This is a genomic window from Acinetobacter sp. PK01 (assembly GCF_022819285.1).
Taxonomy (GTDB): Bacteria; Pseudomonadota; Gammaproteobacteria; order Pseudomonadales; family Moraxellaceae; genus Acinetobacter; species Acinetobacter tandoii.
On record NZ_CP094643.1, the window covers coordinates 708787 to 733554 of the forward strand.

Genomic DNA, 24768 nt, shown 5'->3' on the forward strand with positions numbered 1-24768 from the left:
CAGACAGGATTTGATCCTTAGTCGTGTAGGGATTGAATACAGAAACCTCAAAGACTCTGAATCTTTGGGGTTTTGTTTTGTCTGATGAGTCTATTTTTGAAAGAAGCATTTTTCACGGACTTCAATTTGTAAGAGGGGATGCTACAAATTGAGATTTTTATTTTTGAATGTGATTTGCTAAGTGAAATACGATTTAACTAATGAAATATAAGAAAAAAATACTGACAGAAATACAGCCGATTAACGTCCCCATTAAAAAAGGATAAAGCCACATTTACACCTCCTTGACTTTAACCTTTACTGTCAAACGCTCAATTACGCTATATTCCTGTTTCAACATGCTTTGCATACGAATGTACTGGTAATCCAGCATCATCCATAAAACCAGCAAAGCCACCACAAACAAAACAATGAACAGCACTGCAAAAGGCATCATCGGTATAAACTCCGTTTCAGTTCTAAATTACTCTGGCAAGCCACACATAAAGTCACAGCACCATACTTTTGACGCTCTGGTGGAATGTCATTGCCGCATTCTTCACACTCGGTAAGAGAAGGCTTTGAATAATCTTTGGGTTGAATCTGAACTTGTTCTAACTGGCGTTGTTGCGCGATATCAATAATGTCAGCCATGACGACTCCGAAGTTGACGTGGATCATGGCTAACGACTGATTTAGCAATAGCACATGGGGCAAGGGGAAGCATGACTTCAGGGTTAGGCATCGCAGAAGGGGAAATAGTGGCAGCCCACTCCATATGCGCCCGACCAGTCCAACCACACTCTAGGTTTTGACACTGACCGTACAGGGTTTTTAAAAGAGCATTTTCAATGTGAGAATGACGGATGATGACTTTAAAACCGCAATGCGGACAGGTGTTCTGATTTCTTGTATTTGCCATGAAGTACCTTTTATAGGTTTATATTTTTAATTGTATAATAAAAGTATTAAATATAGTGCTTTTATATTGATAAATGTATTAAATAACGTTATTTTAAATAGACCCTCTTTATAGCTGCCTGTGAACAACTGGCAGCTTTTTTTATGTCGCACCTTTGGCTTTTTGAATACGTGCCCATTCACGTTTCACTGCCACTTGCGCGGTTTTTTTAGATTTATAAGTTCGCACCAAAATTAAGGGCTGACTTTGATCTCCCACAGTTAAGACCTGTGGTTTAGGTTTTGCCGAGTACCAAGTTTTCACGCCTGTATAAGTCTTATAGTTTTTCGCCTTTCTTTGCCCTGAATGGGTCTTAGTTTTTTTCTCTTGCTCAATTTTAGTGGTGTCATCAAACAACACAGACACATCATCTGCATTGGGCAATTGCACCTCAAGCTCTATGCGAGTGGTATAGCCAGAAGACTCATTTAAATCATGGGTAATGGTTTTGCCGAGCCAAACAATTTCATCAATTTGTGCCTTTAAACCCACAAAAGAAAACTCTTGTTCCGGGAGTAAATCTGGTCGACCTTTTGCCAAGGTATAAGACAGCGAAAGCTCTGCACGTTTACAGCGTTTTAACTCTGCCAAAGCTGCTAGTTCAGCAGTTTTTTTATCCCGATGAATAAAGCGGATCTCTTTGGGGGTGTCGGTATGGCTGCCCACAATGACATAGAGTTTTTCACCCTTTTGAGGTTTGTGATAATAGGCTTTCACACATTCCACTTTGTCGTGACTTTGACCGTAAGCGTAGCTGTGCTGGTCACCATCAGTTCTGACCAATTCAACTGCGGGCAGACTTAATCCTGAACTGGTTTGAGCTTCACCAATCGGCAGTAGAAGCAGGGTGTTATTTTTGACTGTGGCAATGGCATCGTGTTCATCGGCTATGCGGGTCATGATGTTGGCATCGGAATCGTTCTGGTCGATGTGTGATACCAAACGGCTGCTTAAACTGGCATGTACCAATACCTTTAAACCATATTCAAACGCCAATGCCTGAAATATTTCGCCGACTGTTTGTTGATGGAAAGAACGTTCTCGCTTTTGACGAAAGGCTTCGGCAAGGTCAGTACTTTCTGCCGAAATTCTGAGTACATCGGGTGCACCAGAGTGTGAACCACCTGTGACCAGATAAGCACCTTTATAGACTAAACCTGTATCTGACCAACCGAGCCAGACTTTCATTTCAGCACCGACGGAAGGAATTTCTAACGCATGGTCACTGTCATCTAAAGTCAGATCAACACTGTCGGCCACCATGCCTCGGTTGTCTTGCAAGGTTAGCCCAATCAGGCGTGAAGCAAGAGTAGATGAAATATCAATGTCATTTACAGTAATGCGGTAAATGGCATGCGGGTAGTTGCTCAAGTTTGAATAGGGCGTTGTATTTGATGGAAGGAGGCTCATAGGAATAAGCCTCCTAAACTCAACAATGCCTGACCTGTAGGACCAATCAATTTCTTGGTGGTATCTTCTGTGATGGTCAGCGAAACACTGAAGGTGATTTTTCGGGTACCACCATTATGAAAAAAGTTGGAACGAGTTTCCTGAACTTCTTTAATGACCACCAGACCGTAAATTTTGCCTGTGCCTTCAATCAGAATGTATTGCTTGCCTGTGTCGCCCATATTACGCAGCATATCCAACGAGTTTTGATAGCCCGTAATTTCAGGATAGATGCCTCCAGATAAGTTAATGGTTTCTTCATCTTTCCCTGTGAACTGATACGCAGGGGTATTCCCGACACGGTTATTGCTTGGGTGCCGCCAAGCGGTCGTACGTTGTAGATCCTGATAGGAAACGGTAGAAAGTTCAAATACAAATAATCCTAAAGCCATCATCATGTGCATTACTCCCGATCGGTCAACATACGACGAAGTTGAGCATTGCGCTGCCGATCACGCTGCTCTAAGGCTTGACGTACTTCATTGGCTGCATTGTGCAGTGGTCCTTGTCCACTGGTATTGATGTGGATTTGAATGCTGTCACTGTTGGTAATGCTGATACTTCTTGGGCTTTGAATGGCAGCAACACGTTGGAATTTTGGGGCTTGTTGGCTGCGGTCACTTTGTCCATTGAGGTGCTTTGCAGGTACAGGTTTTTCAGTGAGTCCAACGGTGTCTAGAAAGGGTCGCTTCATGCCTGAGCCGACAGTCGGCATGGAGGTATCAAAGATGCCGAGGGTTTGCTTGAACTGGGTTTGCAGTGCTGGAGTACGGTTATTTAGTCCAACTCCAATGCCATCGACAATATGACCACCCATGCCTGCCATGACACGGCTGGGGGAGTGAATATCCATTTTCTTACGCATGAAGTCGGGCATGTAGTTATTAATTTTTTCCCATACGCCTTTAAGACGATTAAAGCCAGATACGATCCCGTTAATTAAACCATCGACAATATTTTTACCAATACCGACCATACGGGAACCTAAACTCGTCAGAAAGGCCACAATGGCATTGAAATTACGAATGATATAACCCAATGGGGTGACGGTAAGGAAAATAGTACAAAGTGCATTCCACGCGGTAGATACAATGTTTTTGATGCCACTCCATACGGCAGATGCTGTATTTTTAACGTTATTCCAGGCTGTAGAAATGATCTGACTTACAGTTGAAAACCCGCTACTCACATAGTTTGATAACGTATTTACACCCGTCGAAACAGTACTCGTAATTTGTTGCCAAATATCACTGAAAAATCCTGAGATAACAGACCAGTTTGCAATTATGGTACGAGGAATACCGATGATTGGAACAAGAAGATTCAGCAAAGGATTATTTGCAAAAGTGGTATCTACACTTTGAATGATACCTTTGATGAAACTGATTCCTGAGCTAAAAGCATTTTTTACACCTGTCCAAACTTGGTTAAACATTTGGGTTATTGGTGTCCAGTTTTTGTAAATAAGGTAGGCAGCACCTGCTACTACAGCTACAAGGGCCGTGATCGCCAAAATCATTGGGTTGGCAAGTAGTATACGTCCCGTTGTTAGGAAGGCGAGTCCAATCATTTTTATGGGTAACAACATGAGTTTGAGCGCTGAAGCTGCAATACCAGCTCCAGTGCCAACAGTGGCAATGGATAGTTTTAACATAGCCAGAGGACCGACCAGTGTGAGTACGCCTAAAGCCAATGCTGATACTGCACCTAGTAGGATGACACCTCCAACGGCTACCTTAGTTAAGCTCGCTGCGAGTATTGGGTTTTCTTTTGCCCAATTTGTAATGGTATTGGTGAATAAACGGGCTTTGGTGATGACACTGTTCAGTGGAGGAAGTAAGACATTGCCAATATCGATACCTAAAGCGGCGACACTGTTTTTGAGCAATTGAATGTTATTGGCAGAAGTGGCTGCACGAGCTGCATATTCTTGCTCCATAGAGCCTGCATATTTGCTTTTGTCTGCTACTAAGCCCAAATTCTTTTCCAATGCGCTCATGTTGGTGAGTAGTGGAGCAATTGCACTTAAGGACTCTTTGCCGAAGAGATCGGAAAGTACAGCAGCTTGTTTGTATTTCTCTAAGGTCGCAATTTTCTTAAGTACCATGAGGGTTGTGCCATTAGCATCTTGCTGCATGTCTTTTGCGACTTTGCCGTAATCTAGACCAAGTTCTTTATAGGCTGCGATTTGTCCTTTCGTTGCAGACTCACCCGCGACTAAAGCCAGCATGGTGTTTTTAATCCCTGTTGCTGCAATTTCTTCTTGAATGCCCATGCCTCGCAAAGTTGCACCAAGAGCAGCAATACTGGAAGCAGCATAGCCACCCACTTCACCTAATGGTCCAATACGTTGCACAATTTCCAAAATACCTTTGGCTGCGGCAGGTGTGTTATTACCAAGATAGTTAATCTGGTCGGCAAGGGTGGTGACTTGAGCTTGTGACATACGAAAGGCCGTACGTAGCTCTGCCATGGATTGACCTGACTCTTCTGCGGAAATATCGAAAGCGACCCCCATTTTCACGGCTGTTTCAGCAAAGGTGGTCAATTCCTTACTGGCAATGCCTGACTGTGCACCTGCTGCGACAATAGCCGCAATATCTTTGGCTGCCATGGGCAAGCGTGTCGACATTTCTACAATTTCATTGTTAATGGTTTTGAACTCGGCTGCCGTGCCGTTAAAAACCTTTTTGACATCGGCCAAGGATGATTCATAGTCGATCGCCAGTTTGACAGGTACTGTCATGGTTGCAGTTGCAACACCTGCAACCATTAAGCCTTTTTTGGCGAAGTCCGAACCTTTTTGTAGGATGGCTTGGGTTTTGGCAAAACGCTTTTGAGCCTCACTATTTTTGTCTAGTTCATTGCGATGTTTATTTAACTCCATGGTGGTTTGGTGGATTTTGTCTTTCAGGGCACTTTCTTCATCGCTTAATTGCTCTACACCTTTGGACAGTTTATCGACATTTATCCCTGATTTTTGCAGGGCTTGGATGTGTGACTGTAATTCACTGCGTTGAGTGGCTTCGGTGGATTTAAGTCGACGAATACCTTGTTCGAGATTCTTGATTTTGTTGAGCTGGGCTTCTGTAAGCGTGTTGCCACTTTTCTGTAAAGTTTGCAATTGCTTGAGTTCAGCACGATAGTCTTTGAGTTTATTGGCTGTGGCCTCTAATGCCGTTTGGGTTTCTTTATAACGGTTGATATTGCCTTGCTGATCTTGCAAGGCTTTAAGTTCGGTACGGGTTTGTTTGAAGGCGCTGCTGAGGTCATGTGAACCCCCAATAATCGCCTTCATAGGTCCTGTGATTCTGTCTTTTGCATCAAAAAGAACTTGTAAATTTAAGGTCGACATTGGTGGGTATTACCTTTACTCGTGGGTTTGGTTGCGCTCTAAAGCCTTTTGGTGCCACATAAACAAATCGCTTAAACTCATATCTGCGAAGTCTCGTGGCGACCAATGAAAGATCAGAGCGATGTTTGCGATGACATCTGGAATGCTGTCTATAACTGGATATCGGTCGCTGCACGCTGCGACTTCGGCATCAAAAAATAGATGATGTGTCCTGCAATTTGTCCCAGATCGACAGGGTCAATCAGTGGCATGGCTTCACGAGGGATTTGTGGCCAAACACATTTGGGAATGACTTGGCAAAGGGCATTTACATCGGAACGGTAAATGTCTTGTAGGGACAATCCCGCAAGTGCCACTGTGCCTGGTTTACGAATGATGACTTCGGTAATGGTTTGCCCACCGACTTGAAGAGGAGTTTCAAGGGTGTATTTGGCTTCATTTGGGTTTTGAATAGCAGCTAGGTTTTCAGCTTGTTGTTGGGTGGTCATGTTGATAATTTCCTGAATATGAAAAGAGTCCTACTGCATGATGCGATGCAGTAGGTAAGGCATTACAGTCCGCAGGCTTTGCGCTGCGCTTCTAAACGGTCGACACCATTGACGAATTCTTTCATCGCCAAAATATCAATTTCGATTTCTTTCTTGCCGTCGACTGTGAGTTTGTAATAGGTCCATTTGGTTTTGATGGTTTGCTCGGTGTCATCACCTGGCTTTTGTGTGCCCATGTTGATTTCTTCATGTCGACCACGAAGCACCACTTCGACAGGAGTGACAGCACCCGTATCATCTTGTTGGTAAGCACCAGCGAAACGTAGCAAGACACCAGAGACAGAGGTAATGCCGTATTGACGAATTGAGGTTAGGTTGAGTCCACCAACTTTCCATTCAAAGTCGATAGAGTCTTCAGACATGCCTTGATCGATCGCGACTGGAGCATTCATGCCACCACCACGCCAATTTTCAAAGTTACGTCCTAGGGTGGGTAGGGTACATTCAGCGATTTCACCCACTAATGATTCAGCATCATTAAATAGGTTCAGGTTTTTAAGTTTGTTTGGTAGTCCCATGTGTTTTACTCAAATAAGGGGCGGACAAATCACAGCGTTATGCCGTGATCCGTGCGCCAAAATCTGCGAGGTAGTCGTCTGTGATCATTTGGTAGAAACCAAGATCTTCGAGAGGTGGAACAGGACCGTAGTCATAAGACAGTCGGAATTTACCAGCTTTGAGGTTTTCTACTGGGTTCTTGGTTTCGTCATACCAAGCCTCACCACCCATGAGATAGCCGTTATTGGTCAGGTCACTGAGTTTGGCGCGAATGCCTTCAATCAGGTCACTTGCCAATGATGGGTGCAATGGTTTATCGACTGCCCACAAGTGTGCTTCAGCAACGGTATCGGCAATAATCTGCGCAGTACGGGTATAGTTCTCGAAAGGAAATAGACCATCAGTGTCACAGGTACGTGAACCCCAGAAGCGAAAGCCATCTTCACGAATCAGTGTGGTGATGCCATTTGAGTTGAGATAGTCGGCATCAGTTCCTGTTTGCTGTAAGTCCCACCAGACGTCTTTACTGATACCAACCACACCATTGACTGCCACATTGGAAATGACTTTGTGCCAACCTGTAAGGTTGTCGATTTTGGCACGTAGACCTAGCGCATAAGCCACAGGGGAAATGGCTTCGTTTTGGGAGGTTTCCGTGTTGAAGCGAATGAACTGTGGCCAGATGAGCATAAGCTCGCGGGCCGCAAAGGATTCACGATAAGCCACCACTTCTTCTTTTGTTTCGCAGCCATAGGCGTATGCATAAGCAAATGCGCGTAGCTTTTGTGCAGTGCTTACAAGTGCAGTGGTCACAGCTTGGGTATCAAGTCCTGGTGCACCAATGAGGCGAGGGGTGACGCCAAGTTTTGCTTTGGCTGTAAGCAAAGCTTTTAAGCCTGTGTATTGACCTGCTGCTGTGGTGGTGCCAATGACAAGCGAGCTTTGTTCTGCTTCGGTTTGTGCACTATCTACACGGACTACCACTACGGTGGTGTTAGTCTGATCGACAATTGCTTGTAGTGAAGATTTTAATGTACCAAGTACACCAGCTTTACCAATTACACTTTGGATATTGGTGACAAGCACAGGTGTATTTAGTGGAAACAGCGTAGCATCGGCATCTGAAGCAATTGCAATTAAGCCAATAATACTGGTAGCCACCGTTCGGATGGAACGTGTACCGTTATTGACTTCTGCAACTCGGACACCGTGGTGATATTCATCTAATGCCATAGGGCAACCTTTTGTTGATGTTCTAGTTCAACAAAAGGCTTGCATATAAAACCCCACGTTTTAAGCGTGGGGTTTTGTAAGAGGGTATGCTACAAATTCGAATTTAGAGAGTAGAGGCATAAAACCACATTTCATCGACTTGCTTAGCAGTTAAATTCAGAAATCCAAGCATATATTGAACAGATCGATTACTACGTTCGAACCGTTCTGATTCGTTGTATTCAATTTGAATACGGGTCTTGAGCGTTGGATCTTCAATTGTATTGATGGTCTGCTCGACGGTTTCGAGTAGGTTATTTTCCAATAATGCCAATTTAAACTGACGACGGGTGAGTGATTGGAATTGAGCCAGTCGAAGCTGTTCTCTTTCTTCATCACTGAGATAGTTTTGTGGATTGAGATGGCGATCAATTTCATCTGCGGTCATTGCTACAAATTCATCTGTAATTAAATCATCTTGTGAACCATCTGCTTCGAATGCGTAGACTTCACCTGTAGGGTTCTTAAAGTATTTCATTATCTTAACTCCGACCAGAATGCGATGGTGTTGGCTGTACTTGTCACACTATAGGTTGAACCTGCTGGAACAATGGCCTGAACTGCTGCACCACCACCAACTTGGTTTTGACGACCTCGATCTACAGCAACTCCACCAACTGTAAGCGTCATTTCACCTTGGTTACTCTGCTCCCATGCGACAGATACCATGATGGGTTTACCTGTAGAATTGGTATACGTAGTTGCAAGTGAACGACTTGCTGTTAAGTTTTGCCAAGTCTGACCAACACCTAAACCAACCGTATCAATAGAAATATTGCCTGAGCCATCGAAAGTAGCCGAACCTGTGACAGCTCCAGTTAAGGCAATGGTTCGGGCTGTTGCCAGTTTGGTGGCTGTTGCAGCATTACCTGTGGTGTTTTGATTACCTGTCGTATTTACACCAGGTAAATTGATATTGGCCGTACCATCAAAATTGACTCCGCCAATGGTGCGTGCTGTTTCTAATTTTGTTGCACTCGCAACATTGTCAACTAAACGCGCAAGCTTATAAGCAGTACCGTTATGAAAATATGCACCATCTTCACCGAGAAAAAGTGTAGAAATCGTAGCGCCTACATCGTTGGCCAAACTCAGACCAATTTGTCTATTAGTGCTGTTCCATTTTCCTGTATGTAAATATTGTGCATAGCCTGCACCAGAAATTTTATTGTAGTTGCCGAATTTTAATAAGTTATAACCTTCGGTATTACCGTTCCCAATAGTAATATCCGCAGGAAGATTACTAATATTAATATCAGCAGAACCATCAAATGGGGTGCCATTGATATTTTTCGTTGCTGCAAGTTTAGTCGCAGTCGTGGCATTGCCTGTGAGATCGCCTTCGAATTTGTTGGCATACATAGACCCAATGGTCTTGATATCACCTTTAGCGTAGATCCCATTCACTGGTACCAATGATGCATCTGAATATGAGTTCGATACTAATAAGCCACCAACATTAATATTTTGAGCAGAACCAGAATTAAGAAAGCTGACCGCCACCGCGGAGTTAATCCCACTTTTAAGTGTAATTGAGGCATTAAAAGTCGTTACACCTGTAACCGTACCGCCTGTCAACGCAAGCTTTGTAGCATCAGCAATTGTAATGTTTGCTGAACCGTCAAAATTGACACCATTAATTGCCCGTGCTGTAGCAAGTTTGGTTGCAGTCGCTGCATTGCCTGTGATATCTGAACTGGTCAGCGCAAGTGTGCCCGATGCTAAAGGGAAATAAACAACTATTTGACCTGTATTATTATTTGGTTCAGAACGTCTCCATACATAGCAGCTAGACGCATCCCCAGTACCTGAAGCTTCAATCCCCCACCATTTACTGGTTGAACCCTCATTTACATTTGCTAGTTCGAGACGTAATGAAGGGTATGAAGCGCTAATCGATTGAGGTGCCCATTTATTTGTTGCATTCAGTAATGGTACCGCAGACCCAGAAGTCCCAATGTTGTACGTCGAAGCTGAACCCAAACCTAAATTTGTTCTTGCAGTTGCAGCATCTGTTAAATCTGAAAGATTAGAACTATTCGCTAATTTGCTGTCTTGCAATGCTTTACCTTGGGCAGCCGTTAAGGCTTGATCTATAGCGGTACTGGTCAATGTGTTATTCAGTTGAACTACACCGCTTTGGGTAACTGAAGCTGAACGGATGTTCTGTTGTGACAAACTTGTGATTTGGCCTTTGTCATTTACCGTAATGGATGGAATTTGAATGGTGGATGCATAAGTCCCCGCAACCACGCCAGAATTGGCAAGGGTTAGAATACAGGACGAGTTTACTGAACCATCAAAGTTGAATGAACCCGTGGCAGCACCAGAGAAACTGACCGTTCGAGCTGTTTGTAATTTACTAGCAGAAGCAACATTACTGCTTATACGAGGCAAAATGTAATTTGTTGCTCCAACTAAATTATCGGGAGCGTTCACTTGTACAACTTGTGGATTAATATCAAGCTGTGAATTTAAACTCACAAATGCCACCCATTGAACACGCATGTAACTTGCTGCATTAATCCAGATTTCATAATTATCTGAGCCTAATGCGACAAACCCAACATTCAAAAAGTTATTGAGGCCATCAACTGTATACCAGACGCAATTCATACCTGTCGCAGGCGTTCCATTACCTGATCGCAATACAATGCTCTGAATAGCACATTGTGCGACTAATCCTGCGTTGTAACCTTGACCACCCGTAAAATCGATTCTGACACTATCACCGCTTTGCAGAATTTTAGCGGTAGCAAACTTCACCCAACCTGATGTTGTACTTGTCAGGTGTTTATCGCCCGATAATCTTAGTTTTTCTGCGCTTACAGCATTTGCAGTCTTATCTAATTTATTGTCTTGAAGTGCTTTACCTTGCTTTGCCGTCAACGGTTTCGTTGAATCACTGGTGGTCAGATTATCCACCAATTCATTACGACGAATATAATTGGTATCGACCCATGCTCTAGTCGCGTAAATTAATGAATTATCTAAATAGAGTGCGATAACTTCAGAATTTTGAATATTAATAACGAGCTTCAGCGCAATTTCACGTGCGCCACCTTCATCGGCTAAAGGTTTATAGGTGGGTGGATAGTTGGCATTCACCACCATGGTTGAACCTGCATAAAGCCCAAGTTCACGAATATAGAAACCACCTGTAGTTGAAGGAATAATAGCTTCACAGACGATTTGATTGGTGTTGTTTGGATTGATCTCGACGACATTGAGAGCGATACGAGCTTTTTCATTTACTAATGCAGTTCGCGTTTCTAAAGGCGTAGGCACTGAGCCATTGCCATCCCCAACCGCAATATGAGAATAGTTGATTTTATTATTGAGGGTTGCACTGGCAATCAGTGCTTTACCGTTATTGGTTAAAATACCTTTGTAGGTTGCTGCCATATTCTACTCGACATAAATTGTGACTGTTTCCGCGCCATGAGTGCCGACAGCAACTCGCGGAATACAGATGGGTTGAACATTAATAATTAAATTGGTGAGGTGACGACTGGCAGGCTTTGCATCTTTTACAAGCCGATTCACTTCGGCATAGGTGTCCTCGGTCAGTTCCAGACCATTGAGATCCAGTTCTAAGGTGAAAGTTCCTGGTGTACCCATAGGGGTGGCTTCGAACCATTCTTTGAAAATGCACTGATAGCCAAACTGTGCCAGTACTTCACGAACCGCCTGACGCGTTCCTTTAATTTGATGTTGGCGAAAGGATTTTTTAATCAGTTGACGCTGTAATGACGGTTGCCAACTGGTGTCCCATGAGTCGACTGAATACTGCCAAGCAAGAAATGATAAAAATGGATCTGGCGCATCATCGATGGAAGCCAGTGTTTTGATTGCTACAGATAAGGCACTATTTTGTGATGTAACTGCTGTGAAATTTCGCTCGAATTGAGTGCTATTCGGAGGGAGTAATTGGCTCATTCAACCCCTCCGATCATCACTGAAATACTGGTGCAATAGGATGCTTGGGCAGGTGTTAATACGACATCTGCCGTAGGGCTAATCAATTCGACTCGATTTACACCATCAATATGTAAAGCTGCATAGATTGCAGACATGCGAATGGATCTGCCCAATCGTTTTTGTTTCGTGGCGTAGGCAGTTACATTGGCAATTGCTTGTTGCAATAGCGTTGCTGCTTCTGGATCTTTGCCAATGTAGAGTTTGGCATTAATGGCATAGTTAACAATTGATGCCGATTGAACAGTGACTCGATCACCAATAGGACGAACATCTTCTGCGGTCACCGCATTTGTGACAATTTGAACCAGTTCTGGAGAAGCAGCTCCAGTCAAAGAGTCCGCTTGTAAAATGGTTAAAGTGACATAGGCAGGTTGAGGTGAAACCACCGAAACATCCCCCACACGGCCATCGGCATCACGGGCAAATTTTTTATAAGCTGCTTCAGGTCCTGCAACAGATAAGGTATCAAAAGCCAGTTGAATCCGTTCACGGAAAGCATCGTCTGATTCCATGACTGCTTCAGTTGGTGGTGTAGTGGAATTATCGGCTGGAGAAACAACTAGACGTTTAACATTGAAGTTAGCGCCGAGTTGGTCTAAATCATTTTTTGTTGCATAAGCCAATAACAGGGCACGAGCAGCCTGATTAATCCGATTCCGTAAAATCATTTCCCGATAACAGTTTTCCTGAAGCAGCTTAACCAGAGGTTCACTTTCACGTGTCAGTGTTTGGCGAATAGAGGGTTGCTCTTCGCTTGGCCAGAGCTGAATAAGTGCTTCTTTACGCTCGGTATATAGAGCTTCAAAGTCAATTTCTTCGATGATATCTGGTTGAATCAATTGCGAAAAATCAACACTCATAGCGAAGACCCGTAATTTAAAGGAATAGAGAGTTTCTTGGTTTGATCTGTACCGACGAGCTGCATTTCTAGGTCAATCTGGAAGCGACTATCTTCGGCTTTGGAAAACTTGGCACTGGTCAGTTTGACTCGGTCTTCCCAAGTCATAATGGCTGTAGCACTGGCTGCCATGACTTGCAGACGCACAGCATCATTAAAGGGTTGGTCAATCAGTTTGAAAATCATGGAGCCATATTCACGACGCATCACGCGGCTACCAATTGGGGTAAAGAGAATGTCTTGAATGGATTGTTTGATATGGGGAATCACATCAAGGCTTTGACCAGTTTCACGTGACATCATGCTTTGGATACTCCTGTATCAGAGCCACCCGCTTGAACCCCACCATGTTTATGATTTTTCAGGCTAATGCTTCCGGCTTTTACATCAGCTTCGGTACTAAAGTTACCTGAAGAATGACTGCTGCCTTGAACGAGTTGGCTACCGCCTACGGTGTTATTGCCAGTCATTGCTGTGCTGCCATTCACTTGCAGATTTCCATTGATGGTGGTGTCACCATTCACGGTAATTCCTCCAGTTGCGGTGAGAATGGCAGTACCGCCATTCGGAAGAATTGCCTGTAAGGAATGGTTGGCTGTGTCATAGCTGATCATGGCACCATCTTCATAAACTCTTAATTTGATGTTGGGATTCAATGACGGAGTGGGAAACGCTTCATTATTTAAACCCACCAAAACAATGCCGAGCGTCAGCTCACCTGTAGGGCTAAAGACCACACACTCTTCATTGATACTAGGTAAGTCATGGCTCAGGTCTGCACCTGCACGAAGATTGAATAGACGTAATTCATCAGTCACGATATCGCCTAGATCGACAGTGACTGTATGAAAAGGTTTAGCAGGGGTAACGCTTTTAATTCGACCTAAACGGATCAAATTTTCTAAGCGACGATGGATTTCAGCACTCATGTGCCTACTTTGCGTTAAGGCTGTGTGTCTTGCATTAATGGCAATTTGTAAGAGGGGATATTACAAATAGAACTTCTTCATTTTAGCGACAAAGTTAAGTTTTTAAGTGTCGCATTACAGAGTCTTCAATCAATTGAATATCAGTTGGTGTGAAGCCTAACAGTTCACGTTTGGGGTAGGTAATAGTAGGACCATTTTGACTGACGCGAGAACGTAAACCTTCTTGGTGAATACGTGCCACAAAAACGACATTAGTTAAAAATCCAACACTGACTTTGTCGGCATTAGAAAAATTTCTGAAATATCGTTGGGCACGTAATTTGGTGAACATTTTGCGACGGATCCGTTTACCGTCTCGTAACCGTCTTGGAGTATAGCTAGAACCATCGGGATTAAGTTGAGCCGCAATCCGTTGTTGTTGGCTCTGTCTTAAATCTGCACCGACTTTTTTATTCAGTTTAGACATTTCGCCATCACTGAGTTTATTCAGTAATGGCGTCAGGTATTTAACCAAATCATCTAAGTTTTCACGCATGGTTTAACTCACTGAGGTTTTTTTGCCAAAGGCATTTCAAGTGCAACAGTATTAGAAGGCTCAATACTGGTCCATGTTGCTAGAATATTGCCTTGCTCATCGGCCATTTCACACTCGGTCACGGGCAATGCTGGTGAATATTGAGGTTCATCAGGATAAGAAAAATTGTAGCTGCCATTGTCTTGTCTTTGAATAATCACACGTTCTGTCAGCTCAAATTCAAACATCACATCGGCTTTGTCATTGTCCAGAAATTCAGCTTCAAACTTCACAGCATTCTTGTTCTTGTCTAAATTGGCGAGCAATTCAGACTGATTCACCCGCAGCCATTGAAATAGCAAGAAGGCAATCAAGTCGGGATCCCCCGTGAAGTCCTGAATAATGAACTTCACAGGAGAAATGCTTTCCATGCCGTAGCCGTTGGCAAGGGTAGAACGATAGCGACCATTTTCAATATGCATGCTGAGTTTGTCTGGATTATCCTGAAGAAACTTCAGATGGCTCACCAAATACTCTCGAAGGTTATTGGGCTTTTTCATGCTGCATTGCTCTGATAGCTAGGATCTAGGCGGTTCATAACGCGAAGAAACTTGGTGTCATAGCCGAGTTTTTTATAATTGCGACCGTTATACAGACTAAATACAGCATCCCAGTTCTCCTGGCATAATGCCTCCAGTAAAGTCCACTTTTTGCCAGCGACCGTACCTGACTTGAACTCGCAGAAACGTAGAAAAGCTTCAAACTGTAGGCTTTCACTTTGATAGTGCTGTTCGATAAATTCTTGTACAGATGAATAGCCAAGGTCTTTCCAGTTTTCACCCATCAATTGAAAACGTCCCCAAGAAGCAGACATTAGGGCACAGTCTTCATCAATTTGTTTGGCCAAAGCCAAACGGGTGTACTCAGCAGCCTTGCCATGGTATCCACCTGTCTGGGTGTTCACGACATTGGGGAACTGCTTCATCATTTGGTCAGCAAAGCCTTTTCCACGTTTCTGGCTGAGGTAGAAATACATACTGTGACGTTCAAATAGAATCTTTGGTCGACCATCAGGCAAGTAACCATCGCCAAGTGTTTCAACTTCAGCAATTGCGCGAATGACAATTTCAGGTACACCAAGGCGTTTTGCACCAGTCGTTAAGTCCTCATCTTTTAAGTGCTTAGAAATGTCTAGACCTTTGAGGGCATTGAGTGTCGCATTCCCAACAATGCCATCCACTTTAATGCCTATCTTCTTCTGGAATTGAATCACGGCATATTCAGTGCTTTCGCCAAAATCACCATCCACAGATAGTGACTTGTTATTTTTCCCCTTCATGCTGTGTTTAATCAGGAGTTGCTGTAGCTCAGAAACGGCTGAACCTTTAGTTCCAAACTTCAATAATTTCATGATGAACTCCAGATCAGTTTGGCAACATTACCGCGACTACGTAGCACAATCAGAGCAAGTAATATGGCGAAGATGGCATCCCATAGGGTGACAGGATCTTTAAAGAAAAGAATGTGCACAGACTGCCCAAGGAATGAGGCAATCAGTAAAGCTGCAAGCCAAGAATAGCCACGGTGAAATGATGTTTCTTCACGGCTAAAGCAGACAATCCGAACACCACAAAAGAGATAAGCTAAAACGGCAATGGTTTGAAATAAGAGTTCGATCATGAGGCACCTCCACCTCGAAAAGTTTTCCAAATGTCAGAAAGTTTGGATGCCTTTACCCAATCTACCGCCTTCACTAAAATAAACAGTGAAAAGGTCGACGCGATCAGGGCAGCAGTGGCATCACTGGTGATAAAGGTTCGACTGGTAATTTCAGGGGCAAGTAAGTAGCCAATACCTGTCGAAAGCAGCATGGTGCGTAAACGTTGCCATGCCGATAAGTCTTTTTCATAAGTCGCAATAAATGCGGCACCCAATACAGCGCCCAGTAAGGCATTGCCGTTAATAAAGGGCAGAATGGAGACAGCACTTAGACTGAGGGCTGTTGCGGTGGTGGTTGTAGCAGTTGGTTCAGGCATGCTTAATCCCATAAGTTAATTGTTTTTGTTGTCTGCTGTTGCGTAGGGATATCAGGCAAAATCACTTCAGTGCCCAGTATGAGTATTGGTCCTTGTTCAGCCAAAGCAGGGTTAGATTCCAATACAGTTTCTGTGACACCCGCAGTGCGACCGTAATAACGCCAGCAGATCAGATCAATCGTGTCCCCCTGAACAGACTTCACTTTTTTCATATCAATTCCACAGTACAGCGACTTGTCCCCAACAAGTCCCGGATAGCCCAGCGTAAGTTACGTCGATGGTCATCAATGGTCGGTGCTAATTGTTCAGCACGTTTCTGAGCATCACTGGTGCTGTCATAGCTTCGATATTTTTCGTTAATGTCTGCGGCAATGGCTGAATGAACTGCCCGTAAATACAACAGTTCAGTGTTGGGCTTGCCATCGATCGTGGATGTTGCAAGTTCGTTGAGCGTTGCTGCTTTTAATTTAAGTGCGCGCAGTTGGTCGTTAATTTCCAATATGGCTGCGATAGCCGCATCTTTCAGACGAGCATTAGAAACACTGCCATCTAAGCGCACGGATTCACGGATCAGGTTCAATTGCAGATTGGGAAAGAAGCTATCATTCACAATCAGCTCATCTGGTGTGGTGGTTGGGGCATTAAAGCTAAAACCAGTCATCGTCATATCCTAGGTGGTCGGTGGATGATGGTTCAGAACAACAACTTAAAAGTTTTGTCATCCCCATCATGCCGACCAGGTGCGGGGGGCACAGGTTAAGAAGACGCAGCAGCTTGCTGTTCCTCTAATTGTTTGGCCAAGAGCTTTTCAGCACGATCAAGGTCTTGCTTACAGCCGACATTGTCTTTCTTGGCAATGGCTTTTTTCATGTACTCAATGGCAGGCACATAGTTCTCGACAGAAAGAAAAATCTTGCCAATTGCACAGTACAACTTGGCGCGAATTGGGTCGTGCAGGTCATAGCTTTCAGTGAGCTGTTCCGCTTGAAGCAATATGTTCAAATCAAACACATCTCCCGCTTTCAGTTTGCTCAAAGCCGCATTGGCAATTTCTTCTGCCACAATGCTTGGAGTATCACGGCTAAAGGAATCGGGCATATCCAAACCATGTTCTAAAGCAAACACAGCGATTTTTAAGCCTAAGTCAAACATGCCAGCATCTAAACACCACAGCATGATGGTGGTGACAATTTCGTCCTCCACCTTTTGATTGGCAGCCAGAATACCTTCGACATAAGGTAGGTATTTCGGAATCAATTTGGCTTTTGCTTCTGCACGGCTTTCATCCGATTTAATGTGTGAAAGCAGTGATTTATCGTTTTTTAATTCAGCCAGTTGAAGCTGGTAAACGGAAGCATCTTGGCGGGTTGCTCCAAAGGCATCCGCCTTAGCAGATTTCTCTGCTAAAACGCGAAGGAAGTGATTACGTGCATGGTTCATAGATCACCTACAGGACTTCAATGTTTTCAACTAAAGCCACTTTTTCATAGGCTTCAATCACATAGTCTTCGTTGCTTGATTGATAGTCAGCAACACGGTTTTTCTCAGGTTCTTCACGAATGAAGCGACGTTTACCACCTTCTTGATAGTAAATAGACAGGTTATCGAGAGAGGTGATCAGGAAGGCATTGTCTGGGAAGAAGGGGACGCGAACAGCAGGTAAGCCACCAATCTGTTTTTGACCTACCAAAACCTGACCCGCAAGTGTGTTTTGGTTGTCTTGGTCTTGGTTCAAAATGGCAAAGTTTTTATCGTTCAATAATGAACGACCGCAGATCACCACAAGGTCGGTTGCATCTTGATGAACTTCATCAATCAAGCTATCTACAGACTGTTTGACTAAAGCATCCAAGTTTTTATAGTCACCCGTAGGACCAACGGTGATTTTTCCTGAACCCACTACAACTTCGGTCATGTTGCGTTCAGGGCTACGGGTACGAATTTTATGTAGCCAGCCTTCGTTGACATCTTGCAGCAATGGATTGGTGTTACGGTTGGTGGTTGCTGCAATGCTTGTCCCATTCCAGCCAATCATGATGCGGTCTAAACCAATGGCTTTGGCACAAGCACCTGCCCATTTTTCAGGGAAGTCGGCAAACTTTGCCCAGGCATCAATTTTTGAATAGAGCAAGGCAATGTCAAAGTCGGTCTTTTGACAAGCATAGGTATTTGCCGATAAACCTGTCGGATCGGATGGATTACGTTTGGCATCACCAGTGGTATCGGTACGCCCAGCAATGGTGCTATTTACAGAAAGACCAATGGCTTGACCTGTCGCTTCAACCACTTCAATGACATTGATGCGCCCTAAAAACTCACTAGAGAGTTGAATCTTTTCTTCCAGCTTTTGTGAAGGTGTCGGGGCAACAGTGAACTGAACCGCTGCACTGTCCACTTCGTTAATTCGGGCAACTTCACCCATGTAGTGATTAAACTTTTTACGTGTATCGTTACGCATGATTAAAGAATTCCGTATTAATAAACAACAGCAGCATTACTGCCCGAATGCCCAGTGCTTTCAGGTCGCTTGTGATGATTTGGGTCAGGTTGATGATTGAATGAATCTGAAAGGGCGTTGTGCTTTTGCTCAAGTTCGCTGTACTTGGTTTGCATCTCATTCAGTTCTTGCTGCATTTTTGAGAAAGCCGTACTTTGCTTGCCAAAAGTTTCTGCAATTTGCTCGAGTACTTTTTTGACTTCGGTAAAGTTCAGTTTGGCTTCTGCGCCTTGCTGTTCAATTTGAGGAGAAAACAGGTCACTGAACTTCTGAACCATTCCAGCAAATAAGCCTTTGCTGTCATCTTCAAATTCAATTTGAGCTTCTTCAGCAATTGAGAAGGCATTCTTTTCTGCATTTTCACCAAACTTGGCAACCATGCTAGAAAAGCTCAATTTTTCAGTGCCGATAGAGGCAGGTGAATCGGTCACAGCTAAGCCCACCAAATAGGCTTCGCCTTTGCCTTGGAAGTTCGGGTCAATTTCAATACTGGTAAAAATCTTCTGACGCTTTTTATTCATTTCTACCAAGTCGGCAGTTGCATCAATTTGTGCAAACAATGCCAGCTTCTTTTCACCGTTAATGTCGACTTCTTCGGCTTTTGCAGCAAGTACATCACCATAAGCACGGAAGGAAGAATCGGGCATGACACCACGTAAGTGTTCAACCCAAATACGAGCGCCATATACAGACTGGTTGTAGTTTTTTGCAGCTTGTTCAATCCAAGAGCGTTCAATCACGCGCTTATCAATAGTTTCTCCTTCGACTGCAACACGAAAGAACTTAGATTTATTTGTCATGTGTTTAACCGTTCTGGAATTTACTCATCAAATAATGAGCATCATTAAAAGTCCGACGGCATTAGTAAATAAATTGGATTTGTAAGAGGGGATGCTACAAAAGCCAAATCAAGCATTGTACAAAATGCATTGCTTTAATTGGCGCATGAATACATTTGACACCGAACGCTTCGAGCTAACTTTTGACAACCGAATAAAGGCAAAGTTCCTTTACTGGATGGGTTGGCGTATTAGCAGTATTGCGGAATACCTACAGGAAAATGAAAAGACCGTTCACTCATGGAAAGCCCGTGATGAATGGGACAAAGATGCACCTGAAGGAATTGCAGCACAGGCACTCGAAGCCCGTTTATGTACCTTGTATTTATTAGATAAGAAAACACCAGGGGATTTCAAAGAAATCGACTTGTTAGAACGTCAAAAAGACAAATACGCCCGACGTGAAAAATACCTGACCGATGGTGGTAATGAAGCCGACATTAACCCAAAAATTCAAAACCGTAATGCCAAACCGAAGAAGATGCCGAAGCGTAATCTCATTACTCAGGCAATGATTGAAAAGGTTCAGGCAGATTTTGAAGAAGGGCTATTCGACTACCAACGCACATGGTTCAAAGCTAAAAATCAGCGTTCACGCAATATCTTAAAAAGCCGCCAAATTGGGGCAACCTATTACTTCGGACGTGAAGCCTTTGTCGATGCCATTACAGGCGGGGGCAATCAGATTTTCCTTTCTGCCTCCAAAGCCCAGGCACACGTTTTCAAATCCTACATTAAGTCCTTTGCCGCGGAGTCGATTGATCTGGATTTACAAGGCGATCCAATCGTCCTTAACTTTGAAGAAGGTCCACCTTCAGAACTTATATTCTTAGGCACCAACGCCAAAACTGCTCAGGGCTTCCACGGCAATTTTTATTTCGATGAATACTTTTGGGTGCATGGCTTCCAGACCTTACAGAAAGTTGCTTCTGGTATGGCAATGCATAAACGCTGGCGCAAAACCTATTTCTCCACACCATCTTCAAAAAGCCACGAAGCCTATAACTTCTGGACAGGGGAAATCTTTAACAAAGGCAGAGCCAAAGATAAACGCCTGAATATTGATGTCAGCCATGAAGCCTTAAAAGATGGTCGACTCTGTGAAGACAAAATATGGCGGCAGATTGTCACCATTTTAGATGCCGAACGCGGTGGCTGTGACTTGTTCGATATTGATGAATTACGCTTTGAGTATTCGGCAGAAAGTTTTGCCAACTTGCTCATGTGTATGTTCATGGATGATGGGCATTCAGTCTTTCCACTTTCAGTCATGCAACCGTGCATGGTGGACTCATGGGTACTCTGGGACAGAGACTTTAAACCTTTGGCACTGCGTCCATTTGGCTATCAGGAAGTATGGGTCGGTTATGACCCTGCCGAAACTGGTGATACCGCAGGCTTAGTGGTCATTGCACCGCCATCGATTAATTACCCAAAATTCCGCTTACTGGAACGCCACCAATTCAAAGGCATGGATTTTCAGGCACAAGCGGCTTACATCAAAAAAGTCTGTGAAAACTACCGCGTGACCTACATTGGTTTAGACACTACAGGCATGGGGACGGGCGTAGCCCAATTGGTACGCCAGTTCTTCCCAGCACTGACCACCTTTAGCTATTCGGTCGAAGTTAAAACCATGTTGGTACTGAAAGCGATGGATGTGGTGCATCAAGGTCGTTTTGAGTTTGATGCAGGCTGGACCGATGTCGCACAAAGCTTTATGGCCATCAAAAAAACCATGACTGGCTCAGGTCGTCAATTCACTTTTGAAGCCACACGTTCGGAAGAAGTCGGGCATGCCGACCTTGCTTGGGCGTGTATGCATGTCTTTGCCAATGAACCACTGGAAGGGCGTAACGTCCACAATACTGCTGCAATGGAAATATTCTAATGTCTGAGACTCAAAACTTGCCTGCTGTGGCGCAAAACAATGCCATTCAAGCCTTTACCTTTGGTGACCCTGAACCTGTTTTAAATACGCATGACTATATGAGCATGTTTCAGGTGTATTGGAATGGCATTTACTATGAGCCACCAGTTAGTTTAGAGGGTTTGGCAAAGTCTTTCCGTTCTACACCTTATTTGTCGACTGCTATTATTTATAAGCGTAATCAGTTGGTGTCTGCTTTTAAGCCGAATAAGTTGATGTCTTCCAAAGCCTTTGAACAATTGGTTATGGACTTTTTGGTGTTTGGCATGGGTTATGTAGAAGCCATTAAAAGTCGTTCAAACCAAGTGGTGCAGGTGACTACGCCATTAGCCAAATACATGCGACGTAAGCAAGACCCGAAAGAGTTTTTAATGATTACGGAAAACTGGAAGTACCACCATTTTGAGCGTGATTCAGTTTTTCAGATACGTGAGTGCGATATTAATCAGGAAGTGTATGGTACACCTGAGTATTTAGCAGCTTTGCAGTCAGCTTGGCTCAATGAGTCTGCAACTTTGTTCCGTCGCAAGTACTATAACAATGGTTCTCATGCTGGGTTTATTTTGTACCTGACCGATCCACAGCAGAATGAAGACGATGTAAACAATTTACGTCAGGCACTCAAGGACAGCAAAGGACCAGGGAACTTTAGAAATCTGTTTTTGTACTCACCGAGTGGTAAGCCCGATGGTATTAAGTTGATACCTGTGTCTGAAGTGGCGGCAAAGGATGAGTTTGCACATATTAAGTCCATTACTAGGGATGACATTTTGGCAGCTATGCGTACACCGCCCCAGTTGCTTGGCATTATTCCAAATAATACGGGGGGTTTTGGGTCGATTACGGAAGCGCAAGAGGTTCACTGGAATGCAGAGATTAAACCACTCATGCAACGGATTGCGAATCCGATTAATGAGTGGTTGAGTAAAGAAATAATCAAGTTTGTTGAAAAATAGTCAATTAAATTTTCAAATAAAATTTTTGTTAGATAGGGTTGAAAAAAAACGATTGGATCAGATTAATATTTTTTTACCACTTGAGAATAAAAAGTGACAGAACTAGTTGCCCAAACAAATAGCCTTCACAATTGTGAAAGTTTTAAGAGTATTGAGAATGTATTAGAAATGATTCATTTGAATAAGAATTTTATTACAACGAGTGATAATTTTTTAACAAGTGAAGTTACATTTTATAACCACTTAAAGCGACTGATTGCTAACTCAACTGATTATTCAGAAGATGATTCACAAAATTTTTTAGAATTATTTTTAACCAATCAATTGTATGCAATGACAATTCAAATTCACAGCTTAGCAGATTTGACGGCTCAGTTAATCTATGAATTAGGGTTGGTTGAATTGCAAACAAGATCTGGTCATGAGTTAACTATTGATAAAATTACTTTTAACAATGTTAGGAATAAATTATCAGAAGAAACAACGGGCGTATATACAAGTTTGTTGAATGCATTGAATTGTTTCGAAAATGATAGCTTTAAATATTTTTCGTCATTAGCCAACACACTAAAGCATAAATTCATTCCACTAACAAATGTAGGGGGGGTAGCATTTAGTGGAGGAAATGCAGAATCTGGTTTTCAAGTCGATACATTTGTTCTTTATGAAGGTGGAAATAACCATCTAATTGCAGCAGAATTTTTACCTAGCATTCTTGCTAAATACGATTCTTTTAAAAATGAGTTTGATCAAGTTATTGTTGAGCTTAATAATCTGGTTTCTTAATTTTGAAAGCATAAAATAAAAAAACCTGCGCTATACGCAGGTTTTTTATTAGGAAAATTTATAAGCTAAATTTTATTCAATTATGTCAATATCAAGGCTATGAAGATATTTCTCTAGATTTAAATCAGGATATCTTTTTTGTAGAAAACTGATTTTATTTTTATTGATATGTTCCCATTTAAACTCTGAGTTTATCCAGACTTTATTAAAGTATTTATCTAAATCTGAGAACATCATAACAGCTCTAATAATTCCGATTTCTGTGGATTTATAGTCCTTAGAAATATATTTTATAAGATTTGATATTTCTTTATCAAAGTCATTTAAATTGTAGATACCAAAATCTTCAAGTTCTTTAATTACAGTTGATAAACGCTCTTCAGGACTTATCATATAATTAAGAAATTCAAGTCGTTTTTTTATTAATTTAGAAACACCAAGTGTTGTAAGTTCAATATCCAAATTATTTTCTTTTATATTAGTATCTAATGACTTCGCATATTCTTCAATTTCAACTGTCAGCCTATTAAACTCTAGATCAGCAGATTCTAATAGACCAGATAAAAGCCCAAATCTACGTGCTAGATCAGAGGGGAGTTTTCCACCTAGTTTGTAACCACGATCATGCTCAATTTCAGCCCAAGCATGCATTAATGCTGTTCGAACTTGAATCTCAAAACAGCGACCTTTAAGAAATTTCCATTCTGGTAATTCTTCACGTGCTTCACCAATATCACAAACAAAATGAACGGATCTATAGCCAACTTTATCTTCACCCAATGATTCAGTTTTATTGACACTATCTTCTTTATGTACATTAAATAGTTTATGTATTAAGTCGCTTACCTTTTGAATATCAGATTCAATTAGCGTGATAACACGAATACCTGCTAAATCTGTCATATCATCAGGTGAGTAATCTTTCTTTTTCTTTTTATCATCAATTTTCTTTAAAAAGCTTTTCTTTCCCTTTTCTCTATAAGGGATATCTACATAGCTAATTCCGTGACCATCAAGGGTGCTTTTCAAAGTCGCAGCGACCACGGCAGCTAATGTTTTATAGTGATGGATATTTCCATCAAACCATGCTTCATGATCGGCTCTGGATGAAGTGGGTACTTCTACTTCATCCTCTACTATCTTCAACGCTTCAGCTTTCTTATCCGCCACAACCAACCCCAAACTATAATTATTAAAAAGAAAATTTATGCTAACTATACAACATTATTGACTTATTTTGAGTATCTAAGTTTCTAAAGGATAATGACAAAATTCATACTTAAGACTTCATGAAAACCAAGAAACGGCTCCAACTCTAGAATAATCAAAATAATGATTTA

At 42.7% G+C, this 24768-nt stretch carries 30 protein-coding genes; 3 read left to right on the forward strand and 27 right to left on the reverse strand.

The window, feature by feature from the left end; translation table 11 throughout:
- Positions 1-274: 274 nt before the first annotated feature.
- From MP622_RS03355 to MP622_RS03475, 26 genes are all read right to left on the reverse strand, one after another.
- Positions 275-436: a hypothetical protein gene (locus MP622_RS03355; protein ID WP_243792492.1), complete on the reverse strand. Its 162-nt coding sequence runs from the start codon at positions 434-436 to the stop codon at positions 275-277.
- Positions 433-633: a TraR/DksA C4-type zinc finger protein gene (locus MP622_RS03360; RefSeq protein ID WP_131321813.1), complete on the reverse strand. Its 201-nt coding sequence runs from the start codon at positions 631-633 to the stop codon at positions 433-435. Before MP622_RS03360 ends, MP622_RS03355 begins: the two co-directional genes overlap by 4 nt.
- Positions 626-901 (reverse strand): ogr/Delta-like zinc finger family protein, encoded by a 276-nt coding sequence (locus MP622_RS03365; RefSeq protein WP_151503841.1) that lies wholly within the window; start codon positions 899-901, stop codon positions 626-628. Before MP622_RS03365 ends, MP622_RS03360 begins: the two co-directional genes overlap by 8 nt.
- Before the next feature lie 141 nt (positions 902-1042).
- Positions 1043-2350 carry a contractile injection system protein, VgrG/Pvc8 family gene (locus MP622_RS03370; protein ID WP_243792494.1) on the reverse strand — a complete coding sequence of 436 codons (1308 nt, stop codon included), beginning with the start codon at positions 2348-2350 and terminating at the stop codon, positions 1043-1045.
- Positions 2347-2787 carry a phage tail protein gene (locus tag MP622_RS03375; RefSeq protein WP_243792495.1) on the reverse strand — a complete coding sequence of 147 codons (441 nt, stop codon included), beginning with the start codon at positions 2785-2787 and terminating at the stop codon, positions 2347-2349. Before MP622_RS03375 ends, MP622_RS03370 begins: the two co-directional genes overlap by 4 nt.
- A gap of 5 nt (positions 2788-2792) precedes the next feature.
- Positions 2793-5744: a phage tail tape measure protein gene (locus MP622_RS03380; protein ID WP_243792497.1), complete on the reverse strand. Its 2952-nt coding sequence runs from the start codon at positions 5742-5744 to the stop codon at positions 2793-2795.
- Positions 5745-5759: 15 nt separating this feature from the next.
- Positions 5760-5897, reverse strand: coding sequence for a GpE family phage tail protein (locus tag MP622_RS17420; protein WP_151503994.1), 138 nt, complete (start codon positions 5895-5897; stop codon positions 5760-5762).
- Positions 5894-6232, reverse strand: a complete 339-nt coding sequence (locus tag MP622_RS03385) for a phage tail assembly protein (RefSeq protein WP_044738547.1) — start codon at positions 6230-6232, stop codon at positions 5894-5896. The genes MP622_RS17420 and MP622_RS03385 overlap by 4 nt, the downstream gene beginning before the upstream one ends.
- A 62-nt stretch (positions 6233-6294) precedes the next feature.
- A complete protein-coding gene (locus MP622_RS03390; RefSeq protein ID WP_044738546.1) occupies positions 6295-6810 on the reverse strand; it encodes a phage major tail tube protein in 516 nt (171 codons plus the stop codon).
- Positions 6811-6847: 37 nt separating this feature from the next.
- Positions 6848-8023, reverse strand: coding sequence for a phage tail sheath protein (locus tag MP622_RS03395; protein WP_044738545.1), 1176 nt, complete (start codon positions 8021-8023; stop codon positions 6848-6850).
- A 103-nt stretch (positions 8024-8126) separates the two neighbouring features.
- Positions 8127-8540: a hypothetical protein gene (locus MP622_RS03400; protein ID WP_243792498.1), complete on the reverse strand. Its 414-nt coding sequence runs from the start codon at positions 8538-8540 to the stop codon at positions 8127-8129.
- The gene (locus MP622_RS03405) at positions 8540-11467 is read right to left on the reverse strand and encodes a phage tail protein (RefSeq protein WP_243792500.1); all 2928 of its coding nucleotides are present in this window, start codon (positions 11465-11467) and stop codon (positions 8540-8542) included. The genes MP622_RS03400 and MP622_RS03405 overlap by 1 nt, the downstream gene beginning before the upstream one ends.
- 3 nt (positions 11468-11470) lie before the next feature.
- Entirely contained in the window at positions 11471-12001 is a 531-nt protein-coding gene (locus tag MP622_RS03410) for a phage tail protein I (protein ID WP_016168136.1), read from the reverse strand.
- Positions 11998-12903 (reverse strand): baseplate J/gp47 family protein, encoded by a 906-nt coding sequence (locus MP622_RS03415; protein ID WP_243792502.1) that lies wholly within the window; start codon positions 12901-12903, stop codon positions 11998-12000. Before MP622_RS03415 ends, MP622_RS03410 begins: the two co-directional genes overlap by 4 nt.
- Positions 12900-13244 carry a GPW/gp25 family protein gene (locus tag MP622_RS03420; RefSeq protein WP_044738540.1) on the reverse strand — a complete coding sequence of 115 codons (345 nt, stop codon included), beginning with the start codon at positions 13242-13244 and terminating at the stop codon, positions 12900-12902. The genes MP622_RS03415 and MP622_RS03420 overlap by 4 nt, the downstream gene beginning before the upstream one ends.
- Positions 13241-13870, reverse strand: a complete 630-nt coding sequence (locus MP622_RS03425) for a phage baseplate assembly protein V (RefSeq protein WP_131321795.1) — start codon at positions 13868-13870, stop codon at positions 13241-13243. The genes MP622_RS03420 and MP622_RS03425 overlap by 4 nt, the downstream gene beginning before the upstream one ends.
- A gap of 94 nt (positions 13871-13964) precedes the next feature.
- Positions 13965-14405 (reverse strand): phage virion morphogenesis protein, encoded by a 441-nt coding sequence (locus tag MP622_RS03430; RefSeq protein ID WP_243792504.1) that lies wholly within the window; start codon positions 14403-14405, stop codon positions 13965-13967.
- 8 nt (positions 14406-14413) lie between these two features.
- Complete coding sequence (locus MP622_RS03435) at positions 14414-14944, reverse strand: phage tail protein (RefSeq protein ID WP_243792506.1); 531 nt, start codon at positions 14942-14944, stop codon at positions 14414-14416.
- Positions 14941-15795 (reverse strand): N-acetylmuramidase family protein, encoded by an 855-nt coding sequence (locus tag MP622_RS03440; RefSeq protein WP_243792508.1) that lies wholly within the window; start codon positions 15793-15795, stop codon positions 14941-14943. Before MP622_RS03440 ends, MP622_RS03435 begins: the two co-directional genes overlap by 4 nt.
- Positions 15792-16064: a phage holin family protein gene (locus MP622_RS03445; protein ID WP_243792510.1), complete on the reverse strand. Its 273-nt coding sequence runs from the start codon at positions 16062-16064 to the stop codon at positions 15792-15794. Before MP622_RS03445 ends, MP622_RS03440 begins: the two co-directional genes overlap by 4 nt.
- Positions 16061-16420 carry a putative holin gene (locus MP622_RS03450; protein ID WP_044738534.1) on the reverse strand — a complete coding sequence of 120 codons (360 nt, stop codon included), beginning with the start codon at positions 16418-16420 and terminating at the stop codon, positions 16061-16063. The genes MP622_RS03445 and MP622_RS03450 overlap by 4 nt, the downstream gene beginning before the upstream one ends.
- 2 nt (positions 16421-16422) lie before the next feature.
- Positions 16423-16632 (reverse strand): tail protein X, encoded by a 210-nt coding sequence (locus MP622_RS03455; protein ID WP_243792512.1) that lies wholly within the window; start codon positions 16630-16632, stop codon positions 16423-16425.
- Positions 16629-17081 (reverse strand): head completion/stabilization protein, encoded by a 453-nt coding sequence (locus tag MP622_RS03460; RefSeq protein WP_151503854.1) that lies wholly within the window; start codon positions 17079-17081, stop codon positions 16629-16631. Before MP622_RS03460 ends, MP622_RS03455 begins: the two co-directional genes overlap by 4 nt.
- Positions 17082-17176: 95 nt before the next feature.
- The gene (gpM, locus tag MP622_RS03465; protein WP_243792513.1) at positions 17177-17860 is read right to left on the reverse strand and encodes a phage terminase small subunit; all 684 of its coding nucleotides are present in this window, start codon (positions 17858-17860) and stop codon (positions 17177-17179) included.
- 7 nt (positions 17861-17867) lie between these two features.
- Positions 17868-18878 (reverse strand): phage major capsid protein, P2 family, encoded by a 1011-nt coding sequence (locus MP622_RS03470; protein ID WP_044738530.1) that lies wholly within the window; start codon positions 18876-18878, stop codon positions 17868-17870.
- 17 nt (positions 18879-18895) lie between these two features.
- On the reverse strand, positions 18896-19717 hold the full coding sequence (locus MP622_RS03475; RefSeq protein ID WP_243792515.1) for a GPO family capsid scaffolding protein: 822 nt from the start codon (positions 19715-19717) through the stop codon (positions 18896-18898).
- 145 nt (positions 19718-19862) lie between these two features.
- On the opposite strand from MP622_RS03475, the gene MP622_RS03480 reads away from it, so the two are divergent.
- The 3 genes from MP622_RS03480 to MP622_RS03490 all read left to right on the forward strand — a co-directional run bounded on the left by MP622_RS03480 (position 19863) and on the right by MP622_RS03490 (position 23428).
- Entirely contained in the window at positions 19863-21647 is a 1785-nt protein-coding gene (locus MP622_RS03480) for a terminase family protein (protein ID WP_243792517.1), read from the forward strand.
- Entirely contained in the window at positions 21647-22642 is a 996-nt protein-coding gene (locus tag MP622_RS03485) for a phage portal protein (protein ID WP_243792519.1), read from the forward strand. The genes MP622_RS03480 and MP622_RS03485 overlap by 1 nt, the downstream gene beginning before the upstream one ends.
- A gap of 93 nt (positions 22643-22735) precedes the next feature.
- Complete coding sequence (locus MP622_RS03490) at positions 22736-23428, forward strand: hypothetical protein (RefSeq protein ID WP_243792520.1); 693 nt, start codon at positions 22736-22738, stop codon at positions 23426-23428.
- A 72-nt stretch (positions 23429-23500) separates the two neighbouring features.
- On the opposite strand, the gene MP622_RS03495 is transcribed toward MP622_RS03490, so the two are convergent.
- On the reverse strand, positions 23501-24598 hold the full coding sequence (locus tag MP622_RS03495; RefSeq protein ID WP_243792522.1) for a hypothetical protein: 1098 nt from the start codon (positions 24596-24598) through the stop codon (positions 23501-23503).
- Positions 24599-24768: the final 170 nt, after the last annotated feature.